At 62.7% G+C, this 22951-nt stretch carries 25 protein-coding genes and 1 pseudogene; 14 read left to right on the forward strand and 12 right to left on the reverse strand.

Annotated features, from left to right (window positions below):
- Window positions 1-153 precede the first annotated feature (153 nt).
- Window positions 154-1344 (forward strand): winged helix-turn-helix domain-containing protein, encoded by a 1191-nt coding sequence (locus K6M89_RS07545; protein WP_222138972.1) that lies wholly within the window; start codon window positions 154-156, stop codon window positions 1342-1344.
- A gap of 211 nt (window positions 1345-1555) precedes the next feature.
- On the opposite strand, the gene ribB is transcribed toward K6M89_RS07545, so the two are convergent.
- Both ribB and aroC read right to left on the reverse strand, forming a co-directional pair.
- On the reverse strand, window positions 1556-2659 hold the full coding sequence (gene ribB / locus K6M89_RS07550; protein WP_222138973.1) for a 3,4-dihydroxy-2-butanone-4-phosphate synthase: 1104 nt from the start codon (window positions 2657-2659) through the stop codon (window positions 1556-1558).
- Window positions 2660-2667: 8 nt separating this feature from the next.
- On the reverse strand, window positions 2668-3765 hold the full coding sequence (gene aroC, locus K6M89_RS07555; protein ID WP_064686198.1) for a chorismate synthase: 1098 nt from the start codon (window positions 3763-3765) through the stop codon (window positions 2668-2670).
- Between the two features lie 322 nt (window positions 3766-4087).
- Between aroC and K6M89_RS07560 the strand changes: the two genes are divergently transcribed.
- The gene (locus K6M89_RS07560; protein WP_003569889.1) at window positions 4088-4348 is read left to right on the forward strand and encodes a DUF1344 domain-containing protein; all 261 of its coding nucleotides are present in this window, start codon (window positions 4088-4090) and stop codon (window positions 4346-4348) included.
- 83 nt (window positions 4349-4431) lie between these two features.
- On the opposite strand, the gene K6M89_RS07565 is transcribed toward K6M89_RS07560, so the two are convergent.
- The 4 genes from K6M89_RS07565 to K6M89_RS07580 form a co-directional block, all read right to left on the reverse strand.
- A complete protein-coding gene (locus K6M89_RS07565) occupies window positions 4432-5022 on the reverse strand; it encodes a histidine phosphatase family protein (protein ID WP_097579966.1) in 591 nt (196 codons plus the stop codon).
- A gap of 20 nt (window positions 5023-5042) precedes the next feature.
- A complete protein-coding gene (gene fabI / locus K6M89_RS07570; protein WP_038687296.1) occupies window positions 5043-5861 on the reverse strand; it encodes an enoyl-ACP reductase FabI in 819 nt (272 codons plus the stop codon).
- A gap of 121 nt (window positions 5862-5982) precedes the next feature.
- On the reverse strand, window positions 5983-7191 hold the full coding sequence (locus tag K6M89_RS07575) for a J domain-containing protein (RefSeq protein ID WP_222138974.1): 1209 nt from the start codon (window positions 7189-7191) through the stop codon (window positions 5983-5985).
- Window positions 7192-7511: 320 nt separating this feature from the next.
- Window positions 7512-7970, reverse strand: coding sequence for an RT0821/Lpp0805 family surface protein (locus K6M89_RS07580; protein ID WP_097579965.1), 459 nt, complete (start codon window positions 7968-7970; stop codon window positions 7512-7514).
- 65 nt (window positions 7971-8035) lie between these two features.
- Here K6M89_RS07580 and pdxH point away from each other — a divergent pair, with 65 nt between their 5' ends.
- Window positions 8036-8656: a pyridoxamine 5'-phosphate oxidase gene (pdxH, locus tag K6M89_RS07585; protein ID WP_222138975.1), complete on the forward strand. Its 621-nt coding sequence runs from the start codon at window positions 8036-8038 to the stop codon at window positions 8654-8656.
- Between the two features lie 5 nt (window positions 8657-8661).
- Here the strand turns inward: pdxH and K6M89_RS07590 are convergent, their stop codons facing one another.
- Complete coding sequence (locus tag K6M89_RS07590; protein WP_222138976.1) at window positions 8662-9699, reverse strand: polysaccharide deacetylase family protein; 1038 nt, start codon at window positions 9697-9699, stop codon at window positions 8662-8664.
- Window positions 9700-9914: 215 nt separating this feature from the next.
- Here K6M89_RS07590 and K6M89_RS07595 point away from each other — a divergent pair, with 215 nt between their 5' ends.
- Together K6M89_RS07595 and K6M89_RS07600 are read left to right on the forward strand one after the other, a co-directional pair.
- Complete coding sequence (locus tag K6M89_RS07595; RefSeq protein WP_222138977.1) at window positions 9915-11198, forward strand: D-alanyl-D-alanine carboxypeptidase family protein; 1284 nt, start codon at window positions 9915-9917, stop codon at window positions 11196-11198.
- A 76-nt stretch (window positions 11199-11274) separates the two neighbouring features.
- Window positions 11275-11628 carry a nucleoside triphosphate pyrophosphohydrolase family protein gene (locus K6M89_RS07600; protein ID WP_222138978.1) on the forward strand — a complete coding sequence of 118 codons (354 nt, stop codon included), beginning with the start codon at window positions 11275-11277 and terminating at the stop codon, window positions 11626-11628.
- Here the strand turns inward: K6M89_RS07600 and K6M89_RS07605 are convergent.
- The 3 genes from K6M89_RS07605 to K6M89_RS07615 form a co-directional block, all read right to left on the reverse strand.
- The gene (locus K6M89_RS07605; protein WP_222138979.1) at window positions 11613-12104 is read right to left on the reverse strand and encodes a GNAT family N-acetyltransferase; all 492 of its coding nucleotides are present in this window, start codon (window positions 12102-12104) and stop codon (window positions 11613-11615) included. The two genes, K6M89_RS07600 and K6M89_RS07605, sit on opposite strands and share 16 nt — an antisense overlap.
- Window positions 12105-12118: 14 nt before the next feature.
- Window positions 12119-13534: a metalloprotease TldD gene (gene tldD / locus K6M89_RS07610; protein ID WP_222138980.1), complete on the reverse strand. Its 1416-nt coding sequence runs from the start codon at window positions 13532-13534 to the stop codon at window positions 12119-12121.
- A gap of 411 nt (window positions 13535-13945) precedes the next feature.
- Entirely contained in the window at window positions 13946-14611 is a 666-nt protein-coding gene (locus K6M89_RS07615) for an invasion associated locus B family protein (protein ID WP_170964757.1), read from the reverse strand.
- Window positions 14612-14926: 315 nt separating this feature from the next.
- On the opposite strand from K6M89_RS07615, the gene coxB reads away from it, so the two are divergent.
- From coxB to K6M89_RS07645, 6 genes are all read left to right on the forward strand, one after another.
- On the forward strand, window positions 14927-15811 hold the full coding sequence (gene coxB, locus K6M89_RS07620) for a cytochrome c oxidase subunit II (RefSeq protein WP_097579959.1): 885 nt from the start codon (window positions 14927-14929) through the stop codon (window positions 15809-15811).
- An 18-nt stretch (window positions 15812-15829) separates the two neighbouring features.
- The gene (gene ctaD / locus K6M89_RS07625; protein ID WP_097579958.1) at window positions 15830-17533 is read left to right on the forward strand and encodes a cytochrome c oxidase subunit I; all 1704 of its coding nucleotides are present in this window, start codon (window positions 15830-15832) and stop codon (window positions 17531-17533) included.
- A gap of 68 nt (window positions 17534-17601) precedes the next feature.
- Window positions 17602-18552, forward strand: a complete 951-nt coding sequence (locus tag K6M89_RS07630) for a heme o synthase (protein ID WP_222138981.1) — start codon at window positions 17602-17604, stop codon at window positions 18550-18552.
- Window positions 18552-18692, forward strand: coding sequence for a cytochrome c oxidase system small membrane protein (locus K6M89_RS07635; RefSeq protein WP_092752087.1), 141 nt, complete (start codon window positions 18552-18554; stop codon window positions 18690-18692). Before K6M89_RS07630 ends, K6M89_RS07635 begins: the two co-directional genes overlap by 1 nt.
- Window positions 18689-19297 (forward strand): cytochrome c oxidase assembly protein, encoded by a 609-nt coding sequence (locus tag K6M89_RS07640; protein ID WP_222138982.1) that lies wholly within the window; start codon window positions 18689-18691, stop codon window positions 19295-19297. Before K6M89_RS07635 ends, K6M89_RS07640 begins: the two co-directional genes overlap by 4 nt.
- Window positions 19298-19357: 60 nt before the next feature.
- Window positions 19358-20236, forward strand: a complete 879-nt coding sequence (locus tag K6M89_RS07645) for a cytochrome c oxidase subunit 3 (RefSeq protein WP_222138983.1) — start codon at window positions 19358-19360, stop codon at window positions 20234-20236.
- Window positions 20237-20349: 113 nt separating this feature from the next.
- On the opposite strand, the gene K6M89_RS07650 is transcribed toward K6M89_RS07645, so the two are convergent.
- Window positions 20350-20613 carry a hypothetical protein gene (locus K6M89_RS07650; protein WP_097579955.1) on the reverse strand — a complete coding sequence of 88 codons (264 nt, stop codon included), beginning with the start codon at window positions 20611-20613 and terminating at the stop codon, window positions 20350-20352.
- 151 nt (window positions 20614-20764) lie between these two features.
- Between K6M89_RS07650 and K6M89_RS30940 the strand changes: the two are divergent.
- Window positions 20765-20931, forward strand: a pseudogene (locus K6M89_RS30940) (HIT family protein); the annotation flags it as partial.
- 40 nt (window positions 20932-20971) lie between these two features.
- On the opposite strand, the gene K6M89_RS07655 reads toward K6M89_RS30940, so the two are convergent.
- Complete coding sequence (locus tag K6M89_RS07655) at window positions 20972-21613, reverse strand: chloramphenicol phosphotransferase CPT family protein (protein ID WP_222138984.1); 642 nt, start codon at window positions 21611-21613, stop codon at window positions 20972-20974.
- A 118-nt stretch (window positions 21614-21731) separates the two neighbouring features.
- Between K6M89_RS07655 and K6M89_RS07660 the strand changes: the two genes are divergently transcribed.
- Complete coding sequence (locus K6M89_RS07660) at window positions 21732-22112, forward strand: DUF983 domain-containing protein (RefSeq protein WP_222138985.1); 381 nt, start codon at window positions 21732-21734, stop codon at window positions 22110-22112.
- Window positions 22105-22857 (forward strand): SURF1 family protein, encoded by a 753-nt coding sequence (locus K6M89_RS07665; protein WP_222138986.1) that lies wholly within the window; start codon window positions 22105-22107, stop codon window positions 22855-22857. The genes K6M89_RS07660 and K6M89_RS07665 overlap by 8 nt, the downstream gene beginning before the upstream one ends.
- Window positions 22858-22951: the final 94 nt, after the last annotated feature.

The following is a 22951-nucleotide window of genomic DNA, read 5'->3' on the forward strand; positions in this document are numbered from 1 at the left end:
GTCCCCTCTCCCGCGTGCGGGGAGAGGGTTAGGGTGAGGGGCAGCCATTCGCGCCAACCTGACAGCAGCGCTTCTATACGGGTAATCGAGGGTGATGAAGAGCAAATCTCGATATCGGGTGGCTAGGAAGATTTTCCGCGATATGATGCGCCCATGACGAATCTGCTTTCCAATTCCGACGCCCGCCGTGTCTTTCTGGCCAAGCAGGGCCTCAGCGCTCCGCCGAACCGCGCCTTGACCAAGGCCGGTCTGCTGCAGCTCATCCATGATCTGGGATTCGTCCAGGTGGACAGCATCCAGACCGTGGAGCGGGCGCATCACCAGATCCTGTTTTCGCGCAACCAGACCTACAGGCGCGAGCACCTGACGGCGCTGCTCGAAAAGGAACGGGCGCTGTTCGAGCACTGGACGCACGACGCCTCCATCCTGCCGAGCGCCTTCTTCGTCTATTGGAAGCACAAGTTCCGCCACCAGGAAAAGGTCTTGATCGAGCGCTGGCGCAAATGGCGAGGCGAGGGTTTCGAGGCCGCCTTTGAGGAGACCTATGAGCGTGTGCGGCGCGACGGCGCCATCCTGGCGCGCGACATCAAGGCCGACGGTCACGTTTCCGGCGGCTGGTGGAACTGGCATCCGAACAAGACGGCGCTCGAATATTTCTGGCATACCGGCAAGTTCGCCATCGCCGGCCGCTCGAACTTCCAGAAGATCTACGATCTCACCGAGCGCGTCGTCCCCGGCCATTTCCGCGAGCCGGAGGTAAGCCGCGAGGAATTCGTCGACTGGGCCTGCAGCAGCGCGCTCACCCGCCTCGGCTTCGCCACCCATGGAGAGATCGCCGCCTTCTGGAACCTCGTCTCGCCTGACGAAGCCAAGGCCTGGGTATCCGCCCATCGCGACGAGCTGATCGAAGTGCTGATCGAGCCCGCACTCGGGGCCAAGCCGCGGCCCTCCTGGGCGTTTGCCGATTTCCTCTCGACGCTCGACAATTACCCCGGCGCGCCGCCGCGCATCCGCGTGCTCAGCCCTTTCGACCCGATGATCCGCGACCGCAACCGCACCGAACGCCTCTTCGGCTTCTTCTACCGCATCGAGGTCTTCGTGCCCGAGCCGAAGCGCGAATATGGCTATTACGTCTTCCCGCTGCTCGAAGGCGACCGGCTGATCGGCCGCATCGACATGAAGGCGGACCGGAAGAAATCGACGCTCGATGTCAAGCGGCTCTGGCTCGAACCGGGCGTCAAGCCTTCGGCAGGGCGGCTGGAGCGGCTGGAAGCGGAGCTGGAGCGCGTGGCGCGGTTTACGGGCGTGGAGAAGGTGGTGTTGCTGGAGGGGTGGAGAGGTTAAAGCCTTCGCCGGAGCAGCAGCATCCTGTGCGAAAACCCCTCCCCAACCCCTCCACAAGGGGGAGGGACTAACACGCGGCACGGTACTGCCACCAAAATACGCCATCACATGCTGCACGGCGAGGAATGAAGCTCGACGGGCGCCACACGGCAGCCCCTCCCCCTTGTGGGGAGGAGTTGGGGAGGGGTCCTTTTTCGTGCTTGCCGGCTCCTCAGCAGATCTCCGTCTTGCTGATCTTGATGCCGAACCCTTCCAGGCCGACATAGTGGCGCTCGCGGCTGGTCAGCAGCTTGATCGAGCTGACGCCGAGGTCCTTGAGGATTTGGGCGCCGAGGCCGATTTCCAGCCATTCGCTTTCGCGGCTCTGCGCTTCGGCATGGGCCTCGCGGCCCTGGCTGCGGGCCTTGCGGCCGTTGTCGTAATGGCCGACGCCGACGGAGCCCTCGCGCAGATAGACAATGACGCCGCGCCCTTCGGCAGCGATCTTCTCCATGTAGAAATCGACCGGGCTCTTCTTGCCGAACAGATCTTCCGCGACATTTTCCGGATGCAGGCGCACAGGGATATCGATGCCGTCGCGGATGTCGCCGAAGACGACGGCGAGATGCTGCATCGGGTCCCAGGGCAGGGCATAGGTATGGGCCTTGGCCTTGCCGAAGGCCGTGTCGATGTCAAAGCTCGCGCCGTGCTCGACCAGCGTTTCCTTGCGCTGGCGATAGGCGATGAGATCGGCGACGGAGACGAGCTTCAGCCCGTGCTTTTCGGCAAAATCGACCACCTGCGGCCCGCGCGTGACGGCGCCGTCATCGTTGACGAGTTCGGAGATGACGCCGATCGGCGGCAGGCCGGCGAGCCGGCAGAGGTCGACGGCGGCTTCCGTATGGCCGGAGCGCATCAGCACGCCGCCCTCGCGGGAAACCAGCGGGAAGATATGGCCGGGACGGACGAAATCGGCGGCCCCGACATTCGGATTGGCGAGGTTGCGCACCGTCAGCGTCCGGTCGTCGGCGGAAATGCCGGTCGTCGTGCCGTGCTTGAAATCGACCGAGACGGTGAAGGCGGTCGTGTGGGCCGAATCGTTTTCCGCCACCATGGCGTTGAGGTTGAGGCGTTTGGCCTCTTCCTTCGGCATCGGCGCGCAGACGATGCCGGATGTGTGGCGCACGATGAAGGCCATCTTTTCCGGCGTGGTGTGCACGGCGGCGACGATCAGATCGCCCTCGTTCTCGCGGTCATCGTCGTCCATGACGACGACGATTTCGCCGGCCTCGAAGGCCCTGATGGCGTCGACGACGCGTTTCTGATCGTAAGACATGGACGCTCCTATTTCAGACGGCCGGTCTGGCCGCGGTCGCGAAGATAATGATCGGCGATGGCGCAGGCGACCATCGCCTCGCCGATCGGCACGGCGCGAATGCCGACGCAGGGGTCGTGCCGGCCCTTGGTGCGGACATCGACATTCTTGCCGTCGGCGTCGATCGACTGGCGTTCGGTCAGGATCGAGGAGGTCGGCTTGACGGCGAAACGCGCCACAACAGGCTGCCCGGTCGAGATCCCGCCAAGAATACCGCCGGCATTGTTGGAAAGAAAGATCGGCGTGCCGTCATTGCCCATGCGCATCTCGTCGGCATTGTCTTCGCCTGACGTTTCGGCGGCGGCAAAACCATTGCCGATCTCCACCCCTTTGACGGCGTTGATCGACATCAGCAGCGAGGCGATATCCTGGTCGAGCTTGGCATAGATCGGCGCGCCGAGACCGGCGGGGACGCCCTCGGCGATCACTTCGATGACCGCGCCGATCGAGGAGCCGGCCTTGCGGATGCCGTCGAGATACTCCTCCCAGACCGGCACGATCGCCGCATCCGGCGAGAAGAACGGGTTCTGCCCGACCTGGTCCCAATCCCAGTTGCGCCGGTCGATCTTGTGTTTGCCGATCTGCACCAGCGCGCCGCGCACGGTCACACCGGGCACGACGAGGCGGGCGATGCCGCCGGCTGCAACCCGCGCGGCGGTCTCGCGCGCCGAGGAGCGGCCGCCGCCGCGATAATCGCGGATGCCGTATTTCAGGTCATAGGTATAATCGGCATGGCCGGGGCGGTATTGCCGGGCGATCTCGCCATAATCCTTGGAACGCTGGTCGGTGTTTTCGATCAGCATCGAGATCGGCGTGCCTGTCGTCGTCATCGTCTCGCCGTCGGCATCGAGCATGACGCCTGACAGCACCTTCACCAGGTCGTCCTCACGCCGCTGCGTGACGAAGCGGGATTGGCCCGGCTTGCGCTTGTCGAGCCAGACCTGGAGATCGGCGAGCTTGAAGCGCAGCCCCGGAGGGCAGCCGTCGACGACGCAGCCGAGCGCCGGACCATGGCTTTCGCCCCAGGTGGTTACGCGGAAGAGGTGACCGAATGTATTGTGCGACATGTGTTCCCACGGTGGCGCCAGGGCCGGTCGCCGCCGGCCGCGCCATTGCTTGAAAAAGGCGCGACACTCATAGGCCAAAAAGCCGCCGGGGCAAAAGCCTTTCTTTGCGTCAAACCGGCCGCTGCCGAAATCCTGTTTCCGTGCTGCACCAGGGATGGCCGCCACGACGCCGGCCGCCATGATTAACTCCGCATCTTGATTATATTTAAAATCCTATTCATCAATTGGGCGGGAAAAGCCATCCTTACGGGCAATTTTCGCCATATTCAGGAGCTTATCTGTGGCCAGTGTTCTCGTGCAGCGTTTCAAAGGGATTGTTGCCATGCGTTTCGTCGTCGCCACGCTTTTGGCCACAGCAAGTTTCCTGTCGCCGATGAGCGGCTTTGCCGAGAGCGCCGATGTCGAGGCGACGATCAAGAAGGTCGACACGGCCAATCTCGTGCTGACGCTCGACGACGGCAAGACCTATCAGGCACCTGAGGAATTCAACTTCGACGGCCTCGAAGCCGGCGTCAAAGTGATCGTCTTCTACACCGAAGTCGACGGCAAGCGCGTCATCAACGATCTCGACATCGTCAAATAGGCGGGATTCAGAAGAATGGCTGGATGAGGTTTGCGCCTGTGGCTGCCCCTCACCCTGGAGCGAAAGCTGGCTGGTGACGACACCTACAGCCAGACGATCGTCCGGTCATTGGTGTCGATCCTGACGATCTGATCCTGCGGAATGCCGCCTTCGGCCGCGCTGCTCTTCGGCAGGTTGGCGATCATCTGGAAGAGCGTGCGGATGACGCCGCCATGGGTGACGCAGACGGTCGGGCGATCGACGGAGCGCAGCCATGCGCCGGTGCGCCAGGAGAGGATCTCATAGCTTTCCGCATCGTCGCCGGGCGGGATGAAATCCCATTTCGAGGCATTGCGTTCGGCCACCCGTTCGCGCTGCGTCGCCTTCAGCTCCTTGAGCGTCGAACCCTCCCAATCGCCGAAGGAAATCTCCACTAGCCGGGGATCGGTGCGATAGGCAAGCGGCGGCAGGCCCATGGCGGTGCGCATGATTTCCATGGTCGCGCGCGTGCGCCCGAGCGGGCTGGCGACGAAATCGAACGCGCCGACCGTGTCGCCGAGAATCTCAGCCAGCGCCACACCGTTCCGCCGGGCCTGTTCCAGGCCCGTGGCGTTCATCGCGATGTCCTTCTGACCCTGCAGGCGGCGCTCGGCATTCCAGTCCGTCTGACCGTGTCTGATCACATAGATAAGCACGGTCCAGACTCCGGAGGCATTTAGTCCTTGACGACCGAAATATCGGGCGCGTCGACCGCTTTCATGCCGATGACATGATAGCCGCTGTCGGCGTGGTGCACTTCGCCGGTGACGGAGCGCGACAGGTCGGACAGCAGATAGAGGCCGACATCGCCGACTTCTTCGATGGTGACGGTACGCCGCAGCGGGGCGTTATATTCGTTCCACTTCAGAATGTAGCGGAAATCGCCGATCCCGGAGGCGGCGAGCGTCTTGATCGGTCCGGCCGAAACGGCGTTGACACGGATGTTCTGCGGCCCGAGATCGACGGCGAGATATTTGACGCTGGCTTCGAGCGCGGCCTTGGCGACACCCATGACGTTATAGTTCGGCATCACCTTCTCGGCGCCGTAATAGGTCAGCGTCAGCATCGAGCCGCCTTCCGTCATCAGCTTCTCGGCACGGCGTGCGACCGAGGTGAAGGAATAGACGGAGATCTGCATCGTCTTGTTGAAATTGTCGGGCGAGGTGTCGATGTAACGGCCGGTCAGCTCGTCCTTGTCGGAAAAGCCGATCGCGTGCACGAGAAAATCGATCTTGCCCCACAGCTTTTCGACATTTTCGAAGACCGCGTCGATGGTGGCTTCGTCGGCGACGTCGCAGTGGCCGACGAGCGTCGCTTCGATTTCGGCGGCAAGCGGCTCGACACGCTTCTTCAGCGCGTCGCCCTGATAGGTGAGCGCAACTTCTCCGCCCTGCGCATGAATGGCCTTGGCAATACCCCACGCAATCGAACGATTGTTGGCGACACCCATGATGACGCCGCGTTTGCCTGCCATGAGGCCGGATGCTTGAGCCATATTTCGCTCCCTAGGATTCTGATCGATCCTGCCTATGGCATAGGCCGTTAATCGGTTCAAGCTTGGCCGGGATCATCAACTGTTAGGGATCGTAACAAAGGGTGCGAATGTCGTAAAAATTTCACAGAAACAGGCCTTCACGCATGCTGCGCATGAGATCGGTGATCTTGTCGTCGGGTTTTTCCCACAGGATGATGCGCAATTCGACGACGAAATCGCCTCTGCTGCCGTCTTCCCGCGGCAATCCCTGGCCGGAAATCCGGATCGTCTTGTCCGAGCCCGACCAGGCGGGAACGGTGATATCAAGCGGCCCGGCCGGTCCGTCGATGTGCGCCTCGGTGCCGAGCACGGCGTTTTCGATGCTGAGCGGCAGCACGGCGTGCAGGTCGAAACCGTCGACGGTGAAGCGCGGATCGGGGGCGATGCGGATATTGACGACGGCGTCGCCGCGCTGCATGCCCGGCAGCTTGAAGCCCTGTCCCTTGAGCCTGATCTCGTGACCATCCGTCGTGCCCGCCGGCAAGGCGAAGCCGATTTCGCGGCCCTCCGGCAGCGATGCGGTGATCCAGCCGCTCTTCAGCACGTCGTCGATCGTCACAGTCGCCGTCGCCACCTCGTCAGGCGCTTTTTCGAGGCCGGTATCCTTGGCGCCGGTGAAACGGCGCACCAGCGATGTCAGAATGCTGAGCGGCAGCGACAGGTTGGCGGCGGCATTGTTTGATTCCTCGGCGGCTTCCTCCTCGGCTTCGGCGGCGTCGCCATCGGCGCGCTTGCCCGCTTCGGCCTGTGTCTGGCCCTGGGTCTGCTGATTATGGGTCTGCTGATTGTGCGTCTGCTGATACTGGGTTTGCTGATTCTGGCCCTGCTGGGCGCGACCCTGCGCCTGGGCGCCCGCCGCGGCGCGGGCCTGCGCGCCGAAAATGCGCTCCACCATCTCCTCGGCGCCTTCACCGGTGCCGGCCTGCTGCCTGGAGCCGTCGGCCGCGGCCTTCTGGGCAGCCCGGGCAAGCTCTTCCATCACCCGCTCGGCATTGGCCTGGGCCGCCTTGGCGCGGGCAGCAGCCTCGCGCGCGGCCTGGCGCTGCTGCATGATTGTCTGTTCGTGCTTCTTGGCTTCCGCCATCCGCACGGCATTGTCGAACAGGCTGCGTTTGCGCGGGTCCCGCAGCGTTTCATAGGCGCGGCCGATCTCGGCGAACCGGGCCGTCGCCGTCGGATCGTCCTGATTGTGATCGGGATGCGCGGCCTTGGCCATGTTGCGCCAGGCCGCCTTGATCTCGTCCGCCGCCGCGTCGCGCTTGACGCCCAGAATTTTGTAAGGATCGCGCATGTCAAAACCGCCGGTGTTGCGATGCGGGCGCCTGTCCTTGCCCGGCATCCCCGCCCAATATCAAAGTCCAATATCAACGCCGTGAGGCGCCACCGGCCGCAAAGGCAGGGGGAGCCACTCTCAACGCCGATCGTGCGGCCGAGTTGCTAATCACTTCTTATTTCTGTGGAGGGATGCGGAGTGTTTCGCCGCAAATGGTTAGCTCTTTGCTAAGCATTCGCCGCAAAGCCGGCGGCCGTTAACCTGTGCGCGCCGAATCGGTTCTCCCGCGGGGATAATCCCCGGCGATCAATTGCCCGCGAGGATCACTTCCCGCCGGATCAACTCTCCGGCTGGAAGCTCAGGAGCTGCCAGTTGCCGCCGCCGACGAGGCAGGTCTTGCCGTAGAATTTGGCGATGCCGACATAGGAGTGCCGGGTGGTGCGGAACTGCCGGCAGACCTGGCCCGACTCATTGTTTTCGACGATCGTATCGATGACGCCGGCGCTGCCGGTCGATGCATTCGCCCAGGGAAGCGGCTGGCCTTCGAGCCTGTTCACATCGGCCGAAGTCACGGCGTTGCGCACGGTCATCTCGTCAGACAGCGTGTCGGTGCTCGGCGGCGTCTGCGGCACCGTGCCTGTTGCCACCGACCGGTCGACCTTGGCTTCGCTCAAGAAATCCATGCCGCCGCCAACGCAACCGGAAAGCGACAGCATTGCGGCGCCGATGATCAGGAAGGCGCTGCTGCGTTGCCGCAGACCCTTTGTATGGCGATATGACTTTGCTATGACTTCCACCCTGCATCCTGTCCAGTTATGAAAAGCTGGGCGAATTTTGAACAATCCGGGGCATTTGAACCAATATGTCGGCAAACGAGTTAACAAGCGGTGACTTTACCGAAAGTGGCGAGCCCTTCAAGCTCTTTGCCGAGTGGCTGAAGGAGGCGGAGGCCTCGGAGCCGAACGACCCGAATGCCGTGGCGCTGGCAACGGTCGATGAAGATGGCCTTCCCAATGTCCGCATGGTTCTCCTGAAGGGATTCGATGATGACGGCTTCGTCTTCTACACGAATTTCGAGAGCCGGAAAGGTCAGGAAATCTTGGGGCAGAGGAAAGCCGCCATGTGTTTCCACTGGAAAAGCCTGCGCCGCCAGGTGCGGCTGCGCGGTCCTGTCGAAATTGTGAGCGACGCCGAAGCCGACGCCTATTTCAAGACGCGGGCGCGCGGCAGCCGCATCGGCGCCTGGGCCTCAAGGCAGTCCCGCCCGCTCGAAAGCCGTTTCGCGCTTGAGAAGGCAGTGGCCGACTATACCGCCCGTTATGCCCTCGGCGACATTCCGCGCCCGGCCCACTGGTCTGGCTTCCGCATCCGGCCGACCTCGATCGAATTCTGGAAGGATCAGGCATTCCGCCTGCATGACCGCATCGAATTCCGCCGGCCCACGCCGGTCGGAGCGTGGGAAAAGGTGCGGATGTATCCGTGATCGGCTTACCTGCCCATCAGCCTCAGCGGAATGCCGGAGGCAAGCGCCGAGACGTAGCGTCGCTTCTGGTAGAAGCCGTTCAGCGACATGCGCGGGAGATAGCCGGTTTTTCCCGCCGCCGGCAGCCCCGGCTGGGTGGTGACGGCGACCGAAAAGCCGAGCCGGCCGGCAATCGCCGCCTCGCGGCCGGTCGCTGCCTCCGGCGTGCCGTAGGGATAGGCGATCGTGACGGGACGGATGCCGGTCACCGCCTCGAGGTAATCGGCCGACACTTCCATCTCGATTCGCGCTTCGGCTTCCGGCAGGCGGGCGAGCGCCCGATGGCTGATCGTATGAGCGCCGAGTGCGGCGAGCGGGCGCTGGGAGAGCCATTGCAGTTGCGCCGGCCCCATCACCAGCTCGCGCACGATATCGGTCGGCTCGATGCCGTTGTCCCGCGCCAGCATATCGAGGGCGGCAACGGCGCGCGCCTCGTCGGAGCGGTGGATATAGGCCGCGAAGCGGTCGAAGGCGTCCCATTGCTGCTGCGGGCTTTCGAGCGCCAGCCGCTCGCTGCCGCGGCCGAAATCGAAGCGGATTTCGGTTGCCTGACGCAGGAGAACGGCGAGCGTCTCCCACCAGATGCTGTGGGAGCCCTCGGCGAAGCCCTTGGCGACGAACACCGTGAACGGCGCCCGATGCCGCTCGAACACCGGCAGCGCATGCTCCAGATTGTTGGTGTAGCCGTCGTCGAGCGTAAAGGCCGCAAACGGCCTGCCGCCCTCGGGCTCGGCCAACAGTGCCGGCAGCTCGTCGAGCGGCACGAAGCGATAGCCCTCCCTCTTGAGCCGCCCGAGCGCCGCGTCGAGAAAGTCAGGCGTGATTTCGAGATGCGCGTTCGGCGCGAAGGATTGGGCGACGTGCGGGCGGACGTGATGCAGCGTGAAGATGACGCCGCGCCCGCGCGCCTGCCGCATCAGCCCGGCCGCGGCGATCAGCCAGGATGCCTCGAGCCCGGCGCCGATCGCCGCGCGTTTTGCCAGTCGCTTCAATCGTCCCGTCATGCGCCGCCCATTGCCCTTTGCGGCAATCTAGCAATAGCGGCTTAAGCCTTGCTGAATCCCGATTTCGCACAGATTCTTTGGTTTTTTGTTAACCAAGACAATGAAAAGACTAGAAAAATGATAGGCGTTGCCGCAAAGTCGCGCCAAACTTACGGCTTCTGTTACACTACGACACAGGGCCGGCCCATTGAGAGCCGGCGCATCAGGGGGATTCCATGAGAAAGCTATTGGCGGCTGTTTTGACCGTAGCGCTGGCGGTTTCGGCGCCGCTTGCGGCTCTTGCCGGCAACGCCTCGCTGATCCTCGATGCCCGCACCGGCAAGGTCCTTGCCGCCGAAAACGCCGACACGCTGAACCATCCGGCCTCGCTGACGAAGATCATGACGCTTTATCTTACCTTCGAGGCCTTGAAGCGTGGCAAGATCGCCTGGGATACGCCGATCAAAATGTCGAAATATGCCGCCGCCCGGCCGCCGACCAAGCTCGGCGTCAAGGCCGGCGGCACCATCACGGTGCGCGAGGCGGTCTATGGGATGATCGTCAAATCCGCCAATGACGCCGCCGCCGCCATGGCCGAGACGCTCGGCGGCTCGGAGAGCGGTTTTGCCCGGATGATGACGGCAAAAGCCCGCCAGCTCGGCATGAGCCGCACCGTCTTCCTCAACGCATCCGGCCTGCCGAACAGCAGCCAGGTGACGACGGCGCGCGACATGTCGACGCTCGCCGTGGCGCTGATGAAGAATTACCCCAATGAATACCGCCTGTTTTCGGTGGCAAGCTTCAATTTCCGCGGCAAGACCGTGCGCGGACACAACAATCTCATGTACCGCTACCAGGGCATGGACGGCATCAAGACAGGCTATACCAACGCCTCCGGCTTCAACCTGGTCAGCGCCGTCAGGGACGGCAACCGCCGTGTCGTCGGCGTCGTGCTCGGTGGCCGTACCGCCCGCAGCCGCGACGCCAAGATGGCGGCGCTGCTCGACCGCTATCTCGGCCGCGCCTCGTCTTCCGGCGGCGCCAGGCTGGTGGCGAGCGTCGGCGCCAAGGAGGCCGTCGAAGTCGCTTCCGCCGCTGATGCTTCCGATGTTCCGGTACCGCTCAACGCGCCGCGCCCGGCCGACGACCTCGCGTCAAAGAGCCTGGCCTATGCCGACGACGCCGTCGTGCCGTTGGACCGTCCGGTCGCGATGGACGAGATCCTGAACGCCGGCAAGGCTTCGAAGACCTCGGCGAAAAAGGCCGATGGCGACTGGCAGATCCAGATCTCGGCCGCCCCGAGCGCCGATGCGGCGCGTGCGCTTCTCGCCCAGGCGCAATCGGAAGGCGGCGCGCCGCTCGTTTCCGCTTCGCCCTATACCGAGGCGGTTGGGGAGGGCGCCAACAGGATCTACCGCGCCCGCTTCGTCGGCTTCGCCAGCAGGGATGCCGCCGTTTCCGCCTGCGATGCGCTGAAGCAGCGCTCCTATGACTGCATGCTGCTGCCGGACCACGGCTGATCGCAGCACCCAGGCAATTCACCCTGGACAAGCATCGGGAATCAGCGTCTCTTCCATAAACAAAAGGAGAACGCCGATGTTGCGTCGTCTTGCCGATCAGTTCGAAACCTCGTCCGCCGCCCATGTCGCCGCCAACGGCATCGAACGCGATGCCGACTGGTTCCTTCTGAAGCTGCAGGAAGAAATGGGCGAGCTGACGCAGGCCTGGAACCGGCTGACCGGCCGGGGCCGTGCCAAAGGCCGTTCGCCAGAAGGCATGCGGCGCGATCTGGCCGACGAGACTGCCGACCTGCTCGGCCATCTGCTGCTGTTTGCCCGCCGCAACGATATCGATCTTGCCGCGGCGATCGAACGCAAGTGGCTGTTTCAGCCGGGCGGAGCTGCCGAAGAGCTGAGGCATGCCGGCTGCATGAATCAGTCGAGCTTGTAGCGATAGAACTTGTTGTCCACCGCCATCAGCGGGAAGGCGCGGGGCAGGGCGCTCTTGGCGATCTCGGTGAAACCGTTCTTCTCGTAGAAGCGATGGGCGGCGACGAACTTGTCCGTCGTGCCGAGGAAGATATCGGTGAGGCCGGCGTCCCTGGCATGGGCGAACATGCGCTCGAGCAGCAGCGCCGCCACGCCATGTTCGCGGCCGCGAACCTCGGCGGCGACGAACATCTTGCGCAGCGCCGCCTGATTGTGACCGATATCCTTCAAGCCCAGTGTGCCGACGATGGCGCCGTCCTTGACGGCGACCCAGAACTGGCCTTTGCCGGACTGATAGAAATCCGGGATGACCCTCAGATCCGGCTGCGCATCGGCGGTGATGTCAATGCCGAATTCCTCGCGCTGGATCGGCAGGATTACCGACAGCACGTCATCGGCGTCGCCTTCGGTAAAAGGTCTGATCTCGATCTCCGCCAACGGTTCCTCCCGCCTCAGGTCTGCGTGCCGCCGACCGTGATCTGATCCATGCGCAGATGCGGCTGGCCGACGCCGACCGGAACCCATTGGCCGGCCTTGCCGCAATTGCCGATGCCGGTATCGAGCTTCATGTCGTTGCCGATCATCGTGACCCGCTTCATCGCATCCGGGCCGTTGCCGATCAGCATCGCGCCCTTGATCGGCGCGCCGACCTTGCCGTTCTCGATCAGATAGGCCTCGGTGCAGCCGAAGACGAACTTGCCGGAGGTGATGTCGACCTGGCCGCCGCCGAAGGAGACGGCATAAATGCCCTTCTTCACCGAGGCGATGATTTCATCAGGCGTTTTGTCGCCGCCGAGCATATAGGTGTTGGTCATGCGCGGCATCGGCACATGCGCATAACCTTGGCGGCGGCCGTTGCCGGTGGCCGCCATGCCCATCAACCGGGCATTCTGCCGATCCTGCATATAGCCGACGAGCTTGCCGTTCTCGATCAGCACGTTGTAGCCGGAGGGCGTGCCCTCGTCGTCGATGGTGATCGAGCCGCGGCGGTTGTCGATCGTGCCGTCGTCGACGACGGTGACACCGGGCGCTGCCACCATCTGGCCGAGAAGGCCGGCAAAGGCCGACGTCTTCTTGCGGTTGAAATCGCCTTCCAGCCCGTGACCGACCGCTTCGTGCAGCATCACGCCCGGCCAGCCGGAGCCGAGAACGACGTCCATCGTGCCCGCTGGCGCGTCGATCGCCTCGAGATTGACCAGCGCCTGGCGCAGCGCCTCGTCGGCGCCGTATTGCCAGCTGCCCTCGGCGATGAAATCGCCGAAGCCGATGCGCCCGCCGCTGCCATAGGAGCCGCTCTCCTGGCGCTCGCCTTGCCCGACCACGACGGAGATGTTGATGCGCGTCATCGGGCGGATGTCGCGCACCCGATGCCCGTCGGCGCGCAGGATATCGACGACCTGCCAGCTCGCCGCCACCGAGGCTGTCACCTGCCGCACCTTGTCGTCCTTGCCCCTGAGATAGGCGTCGATATCCTGCAGGACCTTGACCTTTTCCTCAAAGCTCGGTTGGCCGATCGGGTTCTGGTCGCCGTAGAATTTCTTGTTGGTGCCCTGGGGGGCGGCGGCATAGGAGCCGGAATAGCCGCGCGTCACCGCGCCGACCGCATCCGCTGCCCGCTTCAGCGCCGCCACCGACAGATCGCCGGCATGGGCATAACCCACCGCCTCGCCGGCAACGGCGCGAAGCCCGAAGCCCTGCTCGGTATTGAAACTGCCGCCCTTCAGCCGGCCATTGTCGAAGGTCAGCGCTTCGGCCTGCGCATGCTCGATAAAGAGCTCGCCGTCATCGGCGCCGGCGAGCGCCTTGGCGACAAGGCCGCGCATGGTGGCTTCGTCGGCGTCGAAAAGCGGCAGGAGATCGATGGTCATGGTCTGGCTCCAATGGGCATGCGTTTGGGAATGCGCTTACTCCCTAGATAGGGCTCTACCTTATAAGGAGTGAAGCCCTGCGGCCGAATTATTCTTTGTTGGGCAAGATATCTAGAAGAGGGAATGCTTCAAAGAGCGGGAAGCGCGCGGCATATCTCTTCTCCCCTCCGGGGAGAAGGTGCCGGCAGGCGGATGAGGGGGCCACGCTGCACACCCTCTCGTAATCCCTGTCCGGCGACGCTCACGGCAAGCGACTTGAAGACAGCCGAGACCATGCCAGTGCGGCCGAGCCCGGATGGACGTTCTTCTTGTTGGAAGCTCCGCTTTGCGGCCCCCTCATCCGCCCTACGGGCACCTTCTCCCCGAGGGGAGAAGAGGGACCCGAGAGGTCGCGGCACATATCAGCAGCCCTTACGGCAGTGCGTCGAAACCCTCGGCAAAACCCTTGAGGTCGACGGGGATGCCGATGCCTTCTTCGGGGGTCTGGAAGACGATGAAGGTTGCCTGGGCGCCGCTGCGGAAGGTCTTCAGCAGCTCGTCTTCGAGCACGACCTCGGCATAGCAGCCGTCGGCGAAGCAGCGCACGAAATAGGCGCGGCCGATATCCTTGCCGTCGACATTGAGGCCGAGGCCATTCGGCAGGAGCACGCCGAGCGGTGCGAGCACGCGCAGGATCTTCGACTTGCGGTCGGCCGTCTTCAGGACGACGACGGAAAGCCCGACTTCCGGCCGGTCCTCGGCGATGACGTTCTGCATCAGCGCGCATTGTTCGGCTGAAGCGCCGGCCGGCTTGTCGCAGACAACGGACCAGGCGCCATGATTGGATTTCACCGTACCCGGCGCCTGCGGCTGCGTCTGGCCGGGTGTCACCTGGATATTCGGATTGGCCGCACTCGGCTGCTGCGGTGTCGTAGCAGGAGCAGGGGCCGGAGCGGCAGCCGGTGGCGTGGCCTGCGACGGGGTGGGTTGCTGCTGTGCGAAAACGGGCGTCGTCGCTGCGGCCGCGATGCTGGCAGTCACGAGAAGCGACTGCACGAGGGAACGGAAACCCATGGAAACCTCTGGATATCGAATCATTGCGGCTATTGTTGAAGCTGCCCACCAAAAATGAAAAGCCCCACCCCGTGAAAACCGGGGGACTGCGGCGGAAATTGGACCTTTCGGCAATAATGTGCAGCGCGCGGATTGGCCGGAAAGCCAATTTTTCATATGCTGATGAAAATCTTCTGATGTTTTGCCCTTCGGACCTGCCTATGCTTTGAGCAAAAATGCCGCATAGACAATTGCTCTGGCCTGTTGCGGCAAATGCCAAACTGTGGTTTGAAGCGCTGAAGATGGCAAGGATTCTGCGTTGGTTTTGCAGGTCAAGCGCTCGAGGGAGATAATAAGGTGATGAAGAAGGCTTATGCAGCTCTGACCGCGCTGGTCTGTCTGCTTTTTGCTTCCGGCACATATGCCGACCAGCCGAAGCCGTGGCAGGCGACGCTGCAGCCGGCGGCGACGCCGATCATGCGGGAAATCCACTGGTTCGAACAATATACCCTGTGGTTTATCGTTCCGATCACGCTCTTCGTTCTGATCCTGCTCATCGTCGTCTGCTTCAAGTTCCGCGCCAGCGCCAATCCGGTGCCTTCGAGGACGAGCCACAACACGGTGATCGAGGTCATCTGGACCGTGGGGCCGGTCCTGGTGCTGCTCCTTCTCGCCATTCCCTCCTTCAACCTGCTGACGGCGCAGCTGACGCTGCCCGAAAATCCCGACGTGACGATCAAGGCGACCGCCACGCAGTGGCAGTGGAACTATGAATATGAGGGTTCGGGCGACAGCCCGCTCGCCTTCGATTCCTACCTCTTGAAGGATCAGGACCGCGCCGCTGCCGGCAAGGAAGACAAGTCGGTCTATCCCCGGCTTCTCGCCGTCGACAACGAGCTGGTCCTGCCTGTCAACAAGACGGTGCGCGTCCTCGTGACCGCAGCGCCGACCGACGTCATCCACGCATTCGCCATGCCGTCCTTTGGCATCAAGATCGACGCCGTGCCGGGTCGTCTGAACGAAACCTGGTTCAAGGCCGAGCGCGAAGGCCTGTTCTACGGTCAGTGTTCCGAGCTCTGCGGCAAGGACCATGCGTACATGCCGATCGCCATCCGCGTTGTCTCCGAGGACAAGTACAAGCAGTGGCTGAGCGCAGCCGCCAGCGACCTGCCCGGCGCCTACAAGACACTCATGGCCGCAACCGATGGTCCCGCAAAGGCCGTCGACGTTGCCGAAGCACAGTAATTAAAGGGGATCGGGACAATGGCTGGACCTTCCGCTCACGACGATCATTCTCACGCTCACCACGACCACGCGCATGATGATCACGACCATGGTCATGATCACGCGCACAAGCCGAGCTTTTTCGACCGCTGGCTGTTCTCGACCAACCACAAGGACATCGGCACGCTCTACCTGATCTTCGCGATCATCGCCGGCATCATCGGCGGCGCGCTGTCGGTGGCCATGCGCATGGAGCTGCAGGAGCCGGGCATCCAGATCTTCCACGGCCTGGCCTCGATGGTCTACGGCTACGAGGGCGATGCCGCCATCGACGGCGCCAAGCAGATGTTCAACATGTTCACGACCGCGCACGCGCTGATCATGATCTTCTTCATGGTCATGCCGGCGATGATCGGCGGTTTCGCCAACTGGATGGTGCCGATCATGATCGGCGCCCCCGACATGGCCTTCCCGCGCCTCAACAACATCTCCTTCTGGCTGATCGTTCCTGCCTTTATCCTGCTGCTGCTGTCAATGTTCGTCGAAGGCCCGGCAGGCGCCTATGGCACCGGCGGCGGCTGGACGATGTATCCGCCGCTGGCCACAAGCGGCACGCCGGGACCGGCGGTCGATCTGGCGATCTTCGCGCTGCACATTGCCGGCGCCTCGTCGATCCTCGGTGCGATCAATTTCATCACCACGATCCTCAACATGCGTGCTCCCGGCATGACGCTGCACAAGATGCCGCTGTTTGCCTGGTCCGTGCTGATCACCGCCTTCCTGCTGCTCTTGTCGCTGCCGGTTCTGGCCGGCGGCATCACCATGCTGCTCACCGACCGCAACTTCGGCACCTCGTTCTTCTCGCCGGAAGGCGGCGGCGACCCGATCCTCTACCAGCACCTGTTCTGGTTCTTCGGTCATCCCGAGGTCTACATCCTCATCCTGCCGGGCTTCGGCATGGTCAGCCACATCATCTCGACCTTCTCGAAGAAGCCGATCTTCGGCTACCTCGGCATGGCCTACGCCATGGTCGCGATTGGCGCCGTCGGCTTCGTCGTCTGGGCCCACCACATGTACACGGTCGGCCTGTCGCTCGATGCGCAGCGTTACTTCGTCTTCGCCACGATGGTCATCGCCGTGCCGACGGGCGTGAAGATCTTCTCCTGGATCGCGACGATGTGGGGCGGCTCGATCTCGTTCACCACGCCGATGCTCTGGGCGATCGGCTTCATCTTCCTGTTCACGGTCGGCGGCGTCACCGGCGTCCAGCTCGCCAATGCCGGTCTCGACCGGTCGCTGCATGACACCTATTACGTCGTGGCCCACTTCCACTACGTTCTGTCGCTCGGCGCCGTCTTCGCGATCTTCGCCGGCTGGTACTACTGGTTCCCGAAGATGACCGGCTACCTCTACAGCGAATTCCTGGGCAAGCTGCACTTCTGGATCATGTTCATCGGCGTCAACCTGGTGTTCTTCCCGCAGCACTTCCTCGGGCTTGCCGGCATGCCGCGCCGCTACATCGATTATCCCGATGCCTTTGCAGGCTGGAACTACGTCTCCTCCATCGGCTCCTACATCTCGGCCTTCGGCGTGGTGGTCTTCCTCGTCTGCGTCTTCGAAGCCCTGGCCAAGAAGCGGGTGGCCGGCGACAATCCCTGGGGCGAGGGCGCAACGACGCTCGAATGGCAGCTGCCTTCGCCGCCGCCCTATCACCAGTGGGAACAGCTGCCGCGCATCAAGTAATTTGCGCGGATTACAGGACGCCTCATCTTGATACGGCGTCCTGGCATTGAGACATTCAGGACGGAATGATGACGGTCATCGACAATCACGAGGCGCTTGCAGAGGACGGCGAATTGTCGGAAGCGAGCGCACGCGATTACTTCGAACTCTTGAAGCCACGGGTGATGTCGCTCGTGGTCTTCACCGCTTTTGCCGGTCTGGTGCTGGCGCCGGGCCATATCAATCCGGTCCTCGGCCTGATCGCCATCCTCTGCATCGCCGTCGGTGCCGGCGCCTCCGGTGCGCTCAACATGTGGTACGATGCCGATATCGACGCCATCATGAGCCGCACCGCCAGGCGTCCGATTCCGGCCGGCCGCATCGCGCCCTCCGAGGCGCTGGCCTTCGGCCTGGTGCTGTCGGGCTTTTCGGTCGTCATTCTCGGCCTTGCCGTCAACTGGCTGTCGGCCGGCATCCTCGCCTTCACCATCTTCTTCTACGCCGTCATCTACACGATGTGGCTGAAGCGCTCGACGCCGCAGAACATCGTCATCGGCGGTGCCGCCGGCGCCTTCCCGCCGATGATCGGCTGGGCCTGCGTGACGAATTCGGTGACGATCGAGAGCACCGTTCTCTTCCTGATCATCTTCCTGTGGACGCCGGCGCATTTCTGGGCGCTCGCTCTGTTCAAGATGCACGACTACGAGGCCGTCGGCGTGCCGATGCTGCCGAACGTTTCCGGCGAGCGGGTGACCAAGCATCAGATCGTCGCCTATGCGGTGCTGACCGCGATCTGCGCGGTCCTGCCGTCATTCCTCGGTTTTGCCAGCTTCGGCTACGGCCTCGTCGCCGCCGCGCTTGGCGCGATCTTCATCTACTGTTCCATCGCCGTCTGGCGCATGCCCGACGGCGATCTGAAGATGATCCCGGCGAAGAAGCTGTTCGGCTTCTCGATCTTCTACCTCTTCGCCGTGTTCTCGGCCCTGATGATCGACCGGCTGGCCGCCATGCTGGTCTCGTATGCGGGAGGTTCGTTCTGATGGATCTGGTCAAGCTCACCGAAAAGCAGATGAAGTCGCGTCGCAACCGCAACATCGCCCTCGGGCTGGTGCTTGCCGGCCTCGTCGTGCTTTTCTATGCGATTACGATCGTGAAGATCGGCGGGGGAACGGCCGGATGAGCGAAGCCGCCGCCCCACGCAAGAAGCAGGGCCGCAACAACGGCGCCGTCGTCATGATGTGCCTGAGCTTCGTCTTCGGCATGGGGGCGATGAGCTATGCCGCCGTGCCGCTCTATCGCATCTTCTGCCAGGTGACCGGTTATAACGGCACGACGCAGCGCGTCGATCAGATGTCGAGCGTCGTGCTCGACCGCAAGATGCGCGTGACCTTCGACGCCAATGTCGCGCCGGGCCTGCAGTGGGATTTCAAGCCGGTCGAGCGCGAGGTCAATCCGAAGATCGGCGAAACCATCCAGGTTAATTTCACCGCCGTGAATCGCTCGAACGAGACCCAGCGCGGCCAGGCGGTTTTCAACGTCACGCCGGGCGAGGCAGGCGTCTATTTCAACAAGGTGCAATGTTTCTGCTTTACGGAAACGGACCTGAAGCCGGGCGAGAAGCTCGACATGCCGGTGGTATTCTACATCGATCCGGAAATCGTCAAGGCCGTGGAATCGAAGAACATCCATACGGTCACGCTGTCATATACGTTCTATCCGAAAGAGGGTCCGAAGCCACTGGCTTCGAATGAGGGTAGAGCGGTGAAGATTGAAAAGAAACTTTGATCAAGGCTCGTTTCCGGCTATGCCGGGAGCGAAGTGAGGAAGACATCCGGGGATAGCTACATGGCCGATGCGCACCAGAAGAATCACGACTACCACATCATCGATCCGAGCCCGTGGCCGATTCTCGCCTCGTTCGGCGCCTTCATCATGGCGCTCGGCGGCGTCTGCTACATGCGTTACCTGAACGGCGGCTCCTTCAAGTTTGCCGGCGTCGAGCTCGCCAATCCCTGGCTCTTCTACATCGGCCTCGTTGTCGTCCTCTACGTCATGTACGGCTGGTGGGCCGATACGGTGAAGGAAGCTCATGAGGGCGCCCATACCCGCGTCGTCTCGCTGCATCTGCGCTACGGCATGATCATGTTCATCGCTTCCGAAGTGATGTTCTTCGTCGCCTGGTTCTGGGCCTATTTCGACGCCAGCCTCTATCCGAACGAGGCGATCCAGGCCTCGCGGCTTGCCTACACCGGCGGCGTCTGGCCGCCGAAGGGTATCGAGGTCCTCGATCCCTGGCACCTGCCGATCTACAACACCGTCATCTTGCTGCTCTCCGGCACGACGGTCACCTGGGCGCACCATGCGCTGCTGCACAACGACCGCAAGGGCCTGGTCCAGGGCCTGACGCTGACGGTGCTGCTCGGTATCTTCTTCTCCGCCGTCCAGGCCTACGAATATGCCCACGCGCCTTTCGCCTTCAAGAACTCGATCTATGGCGCGACCTTCTTCATGGCGACCGGCTTCCACGGTTTCCACGTCCTGGTCGGCACGATCTTCTTGGCTGTCTGCCTGTTGCGCGCGCTGCGTGGCGACTTCACCCCGAAGCAGCATTTCGGCTTCGAGGCCGCCGCCTGGTACTGGCACTTCGTCGACGTCGTCTGGCTGTTCCTGTTCTTCTGCATCTACGTCTGGGGCGGCTGGGGCGCACCCGTCGCAGCCGGCTGATCGGCAAGCGAGCTCAAACAAAAGGGCGGGCCTCGGGTCCGCCCTTTTTCGTCTTTGGCCCCACGCTCCGTCATTGTCGGGCTTGATCCACGGCGCGGATTCTTGATTTCCCGCTACGATTGCGTGAGAATCACCAAGGTCTCCGGCAATACTCCGTCATACTCCATCGCATCCGCCGCTTCCTTGGACTTCATAAATTCCTCCAGGCGGCCCATGTCGGGAACGTCCATGACCAGGCCAACTCGATTGGACGCCTGTGGATCGACGAACGTACGAATGTTTGTGCAGCCGAGGGGTTCGAAAACCTCTTTGCGACGCGGTGAAGTGAGCCAATGTTTGACGTCTTTGACGTCGTGGTAGGCCAATATGGTAGGCATAGTATCCTCCTCTCAAAGCCAGATAGAACACTACGCCGCGATTGATCACATTGATATTACCCGGATGGGCGGGGCGCATCGTCGTCGGCAAATGGCAGTCGATGTTCTCGTCTGCTTCCGACGGAGAGTGGGGCGTGCGATTGGCGAGAAGCGCACACCGCAGAATTTTGCGGACGGACCGGGGAAACTCCGACCGACGGCGCTGAACTGACGCTGTTCGTCTGGCGTGAGTCTTGCGAGCGCGCGGAGCCGCCCCAGGTTGAAGGGCGATCCGTCACTGAGACCATTGAATTGCTGCGGGAGGCAATGCGACCTTGATCGCCAGACGCCGCTTTCTACTGCTGACGTTCTAACGCCATCATCGCCCGCCGGCTATCCGTTCGAAAGCCGAAGGTTCGGGGATGCCGAGGTCGAGGCGCTGGCGGATTGCCTCGGCGCATTCGCGTGCTGTCAGAACCGATGTATCGACCTCCATGTCGTAGATGCCCGGCCGATGCACCTCGTCCTGCCAGCGCTGCACCGGTTCGGGGATCGGCACCTCTTCGCTGGCGCGGAGATAAAGCGTCTCGCGCCCTTCTTGTTCAAGTTCCCGCCGCTGCATGATCGTCTCGATCGGACAGCGCACGCCGACGAACAGCACGAAAAATCCATCGAGACGCCGGGCGCAGTCGGCAAGTATGCCGAGCGGGCGCGAATAGCTGTCGTGATGGCCGAGATCGGCGACCACATTGAGGCCCAGGCCGGCATGGATGGCAATCGATTCGTAAAGGGCGGCATAGAGGAACGGGATCAGCTCTTCCAGCTCCGGCCGTTCGCCGCCGGGCCTCAGCCCGATGCCGGGCAGGTAGCGCTTCGGCGTCATGGCATTATAGGCATCGACGCCGAGGTTGATCCACGGCCCCTCGAATTCCTCCTGGATTGCCCGGGCAATGCTGGATTTGCCGCTGCGCGGAGCGCCGTTCAGGATAATGATCTGTCCGGCATGGCTGTCATTGGTCATCAGTTTTCTTCTTCTGTTTGGCGCGAATCGCTGAGGGAGGCCGCGCAGGCATTTCCATTCGGGATGCGAATACTTTATGGGAGAGTTAAGGCAGCATGGAATTGTCAGAAGGAATGGCATGAACGAGGACAGCGCTCATTTTCCCCCTGTCGATCCTGTTAAAACAGGTATCAAGGGCTGCTGCCCGCGTTGCGGCCAGGGCAAGCTGTTCGATGGCCTGCTCGGCCTGAAGCCGCGTTGCGCATCCTGCGGTCTCGATTATGCCTTCGCCGATTCCGGCGACGGTCCTGCTGTCTTCGTCATCCTTATCGTCGGCTTCATCATCATCGGCATGGTGCTCTGGCTGCAGGTGAATTACGGCCCGCCGATCTGGGTGCATATCCTGCTGTTCGGCCCGCTGACGATCATCCTGTCACTGCTGACGCTGCGCTGGTTCAAGGGCATCCTGATCGCCATGCAATACCGCCACAATGCCCGCGAGGGACGCCTGAGTGACTGAAGCAGCGCATGTACTGACGCGCCGCCGGCTGCCTGTGATAACAGGCATCCTGGTGCTGATTGCGCTTGCCCTCCTGATTTCGCTAGGCACCTGGCAGGTCGAGCGCCTCCACTGGAAAGAGGGCCTGCTCGCCGATATTGCCACGCGCCAGGCTGCCGCCCCGGTGCCGCTGGCCGATATCGAGGCGATGGCCGCGAGCGGCGATATCGAATACCGCAAGGTCACCGCCACCGGCCGCTACATCAACAACAAGGAGCGTCACTTCTTCGCCACCTGGCGCGGCCAGACCGGCTTTTACGTCTATACCCCGCTCGAGCTTGCCGACGGGCGTATCCTCTTCGTCAATCGCGGCTTCGTTCCCTATGAGAACAAGGAGCCGGAAATGCGCATGCAGGGCCAGCTGACGGATCAGCAGACCGTCACCGGCCTAGCGCGGGCAAAACTTCCCGGCAAGCCCTCGTCGCTGGTGCCCGACAATGACGTCGCCAAGAACATCTTCTTCTGGAAGGACCTCGACGTCATGGCCGAGAGCGTCGGGCTGGACAAGGCGCGCGTCCTTCCCTTTTTCGTCGATGCCGATTCCACCCCCAATCCGGCCGGCCTGCCGATCGGCGGCGTCACCCAGGTCGATCTGCCGAACGACCATCTGCAATATGCCCTGACCTGGTACGGCCTGGCCGCCGTGCTCGTCGTCGTGGTGGCGATCTCCTGGTTCCGCAAGTCAGGGAAGGCGCCGCGGCAATAGTATCGCTTCAATTCTTGGCCATATTGGGCTAGAGGTCGGTTGCCCCGCACGCGGGACGTCGCTGTTGAAGCTGGACGTTGCCAAGTTCTCCCTC

Source organism: Rhizobium croatiense (assembly GCF_019793465.1).
GTDB lineage: Bacteria > Pseudomonadota > Alphaproteobacteria > Rhizobiales > Rhizobiaceae > Rhizobium > Rhizobium croatiense.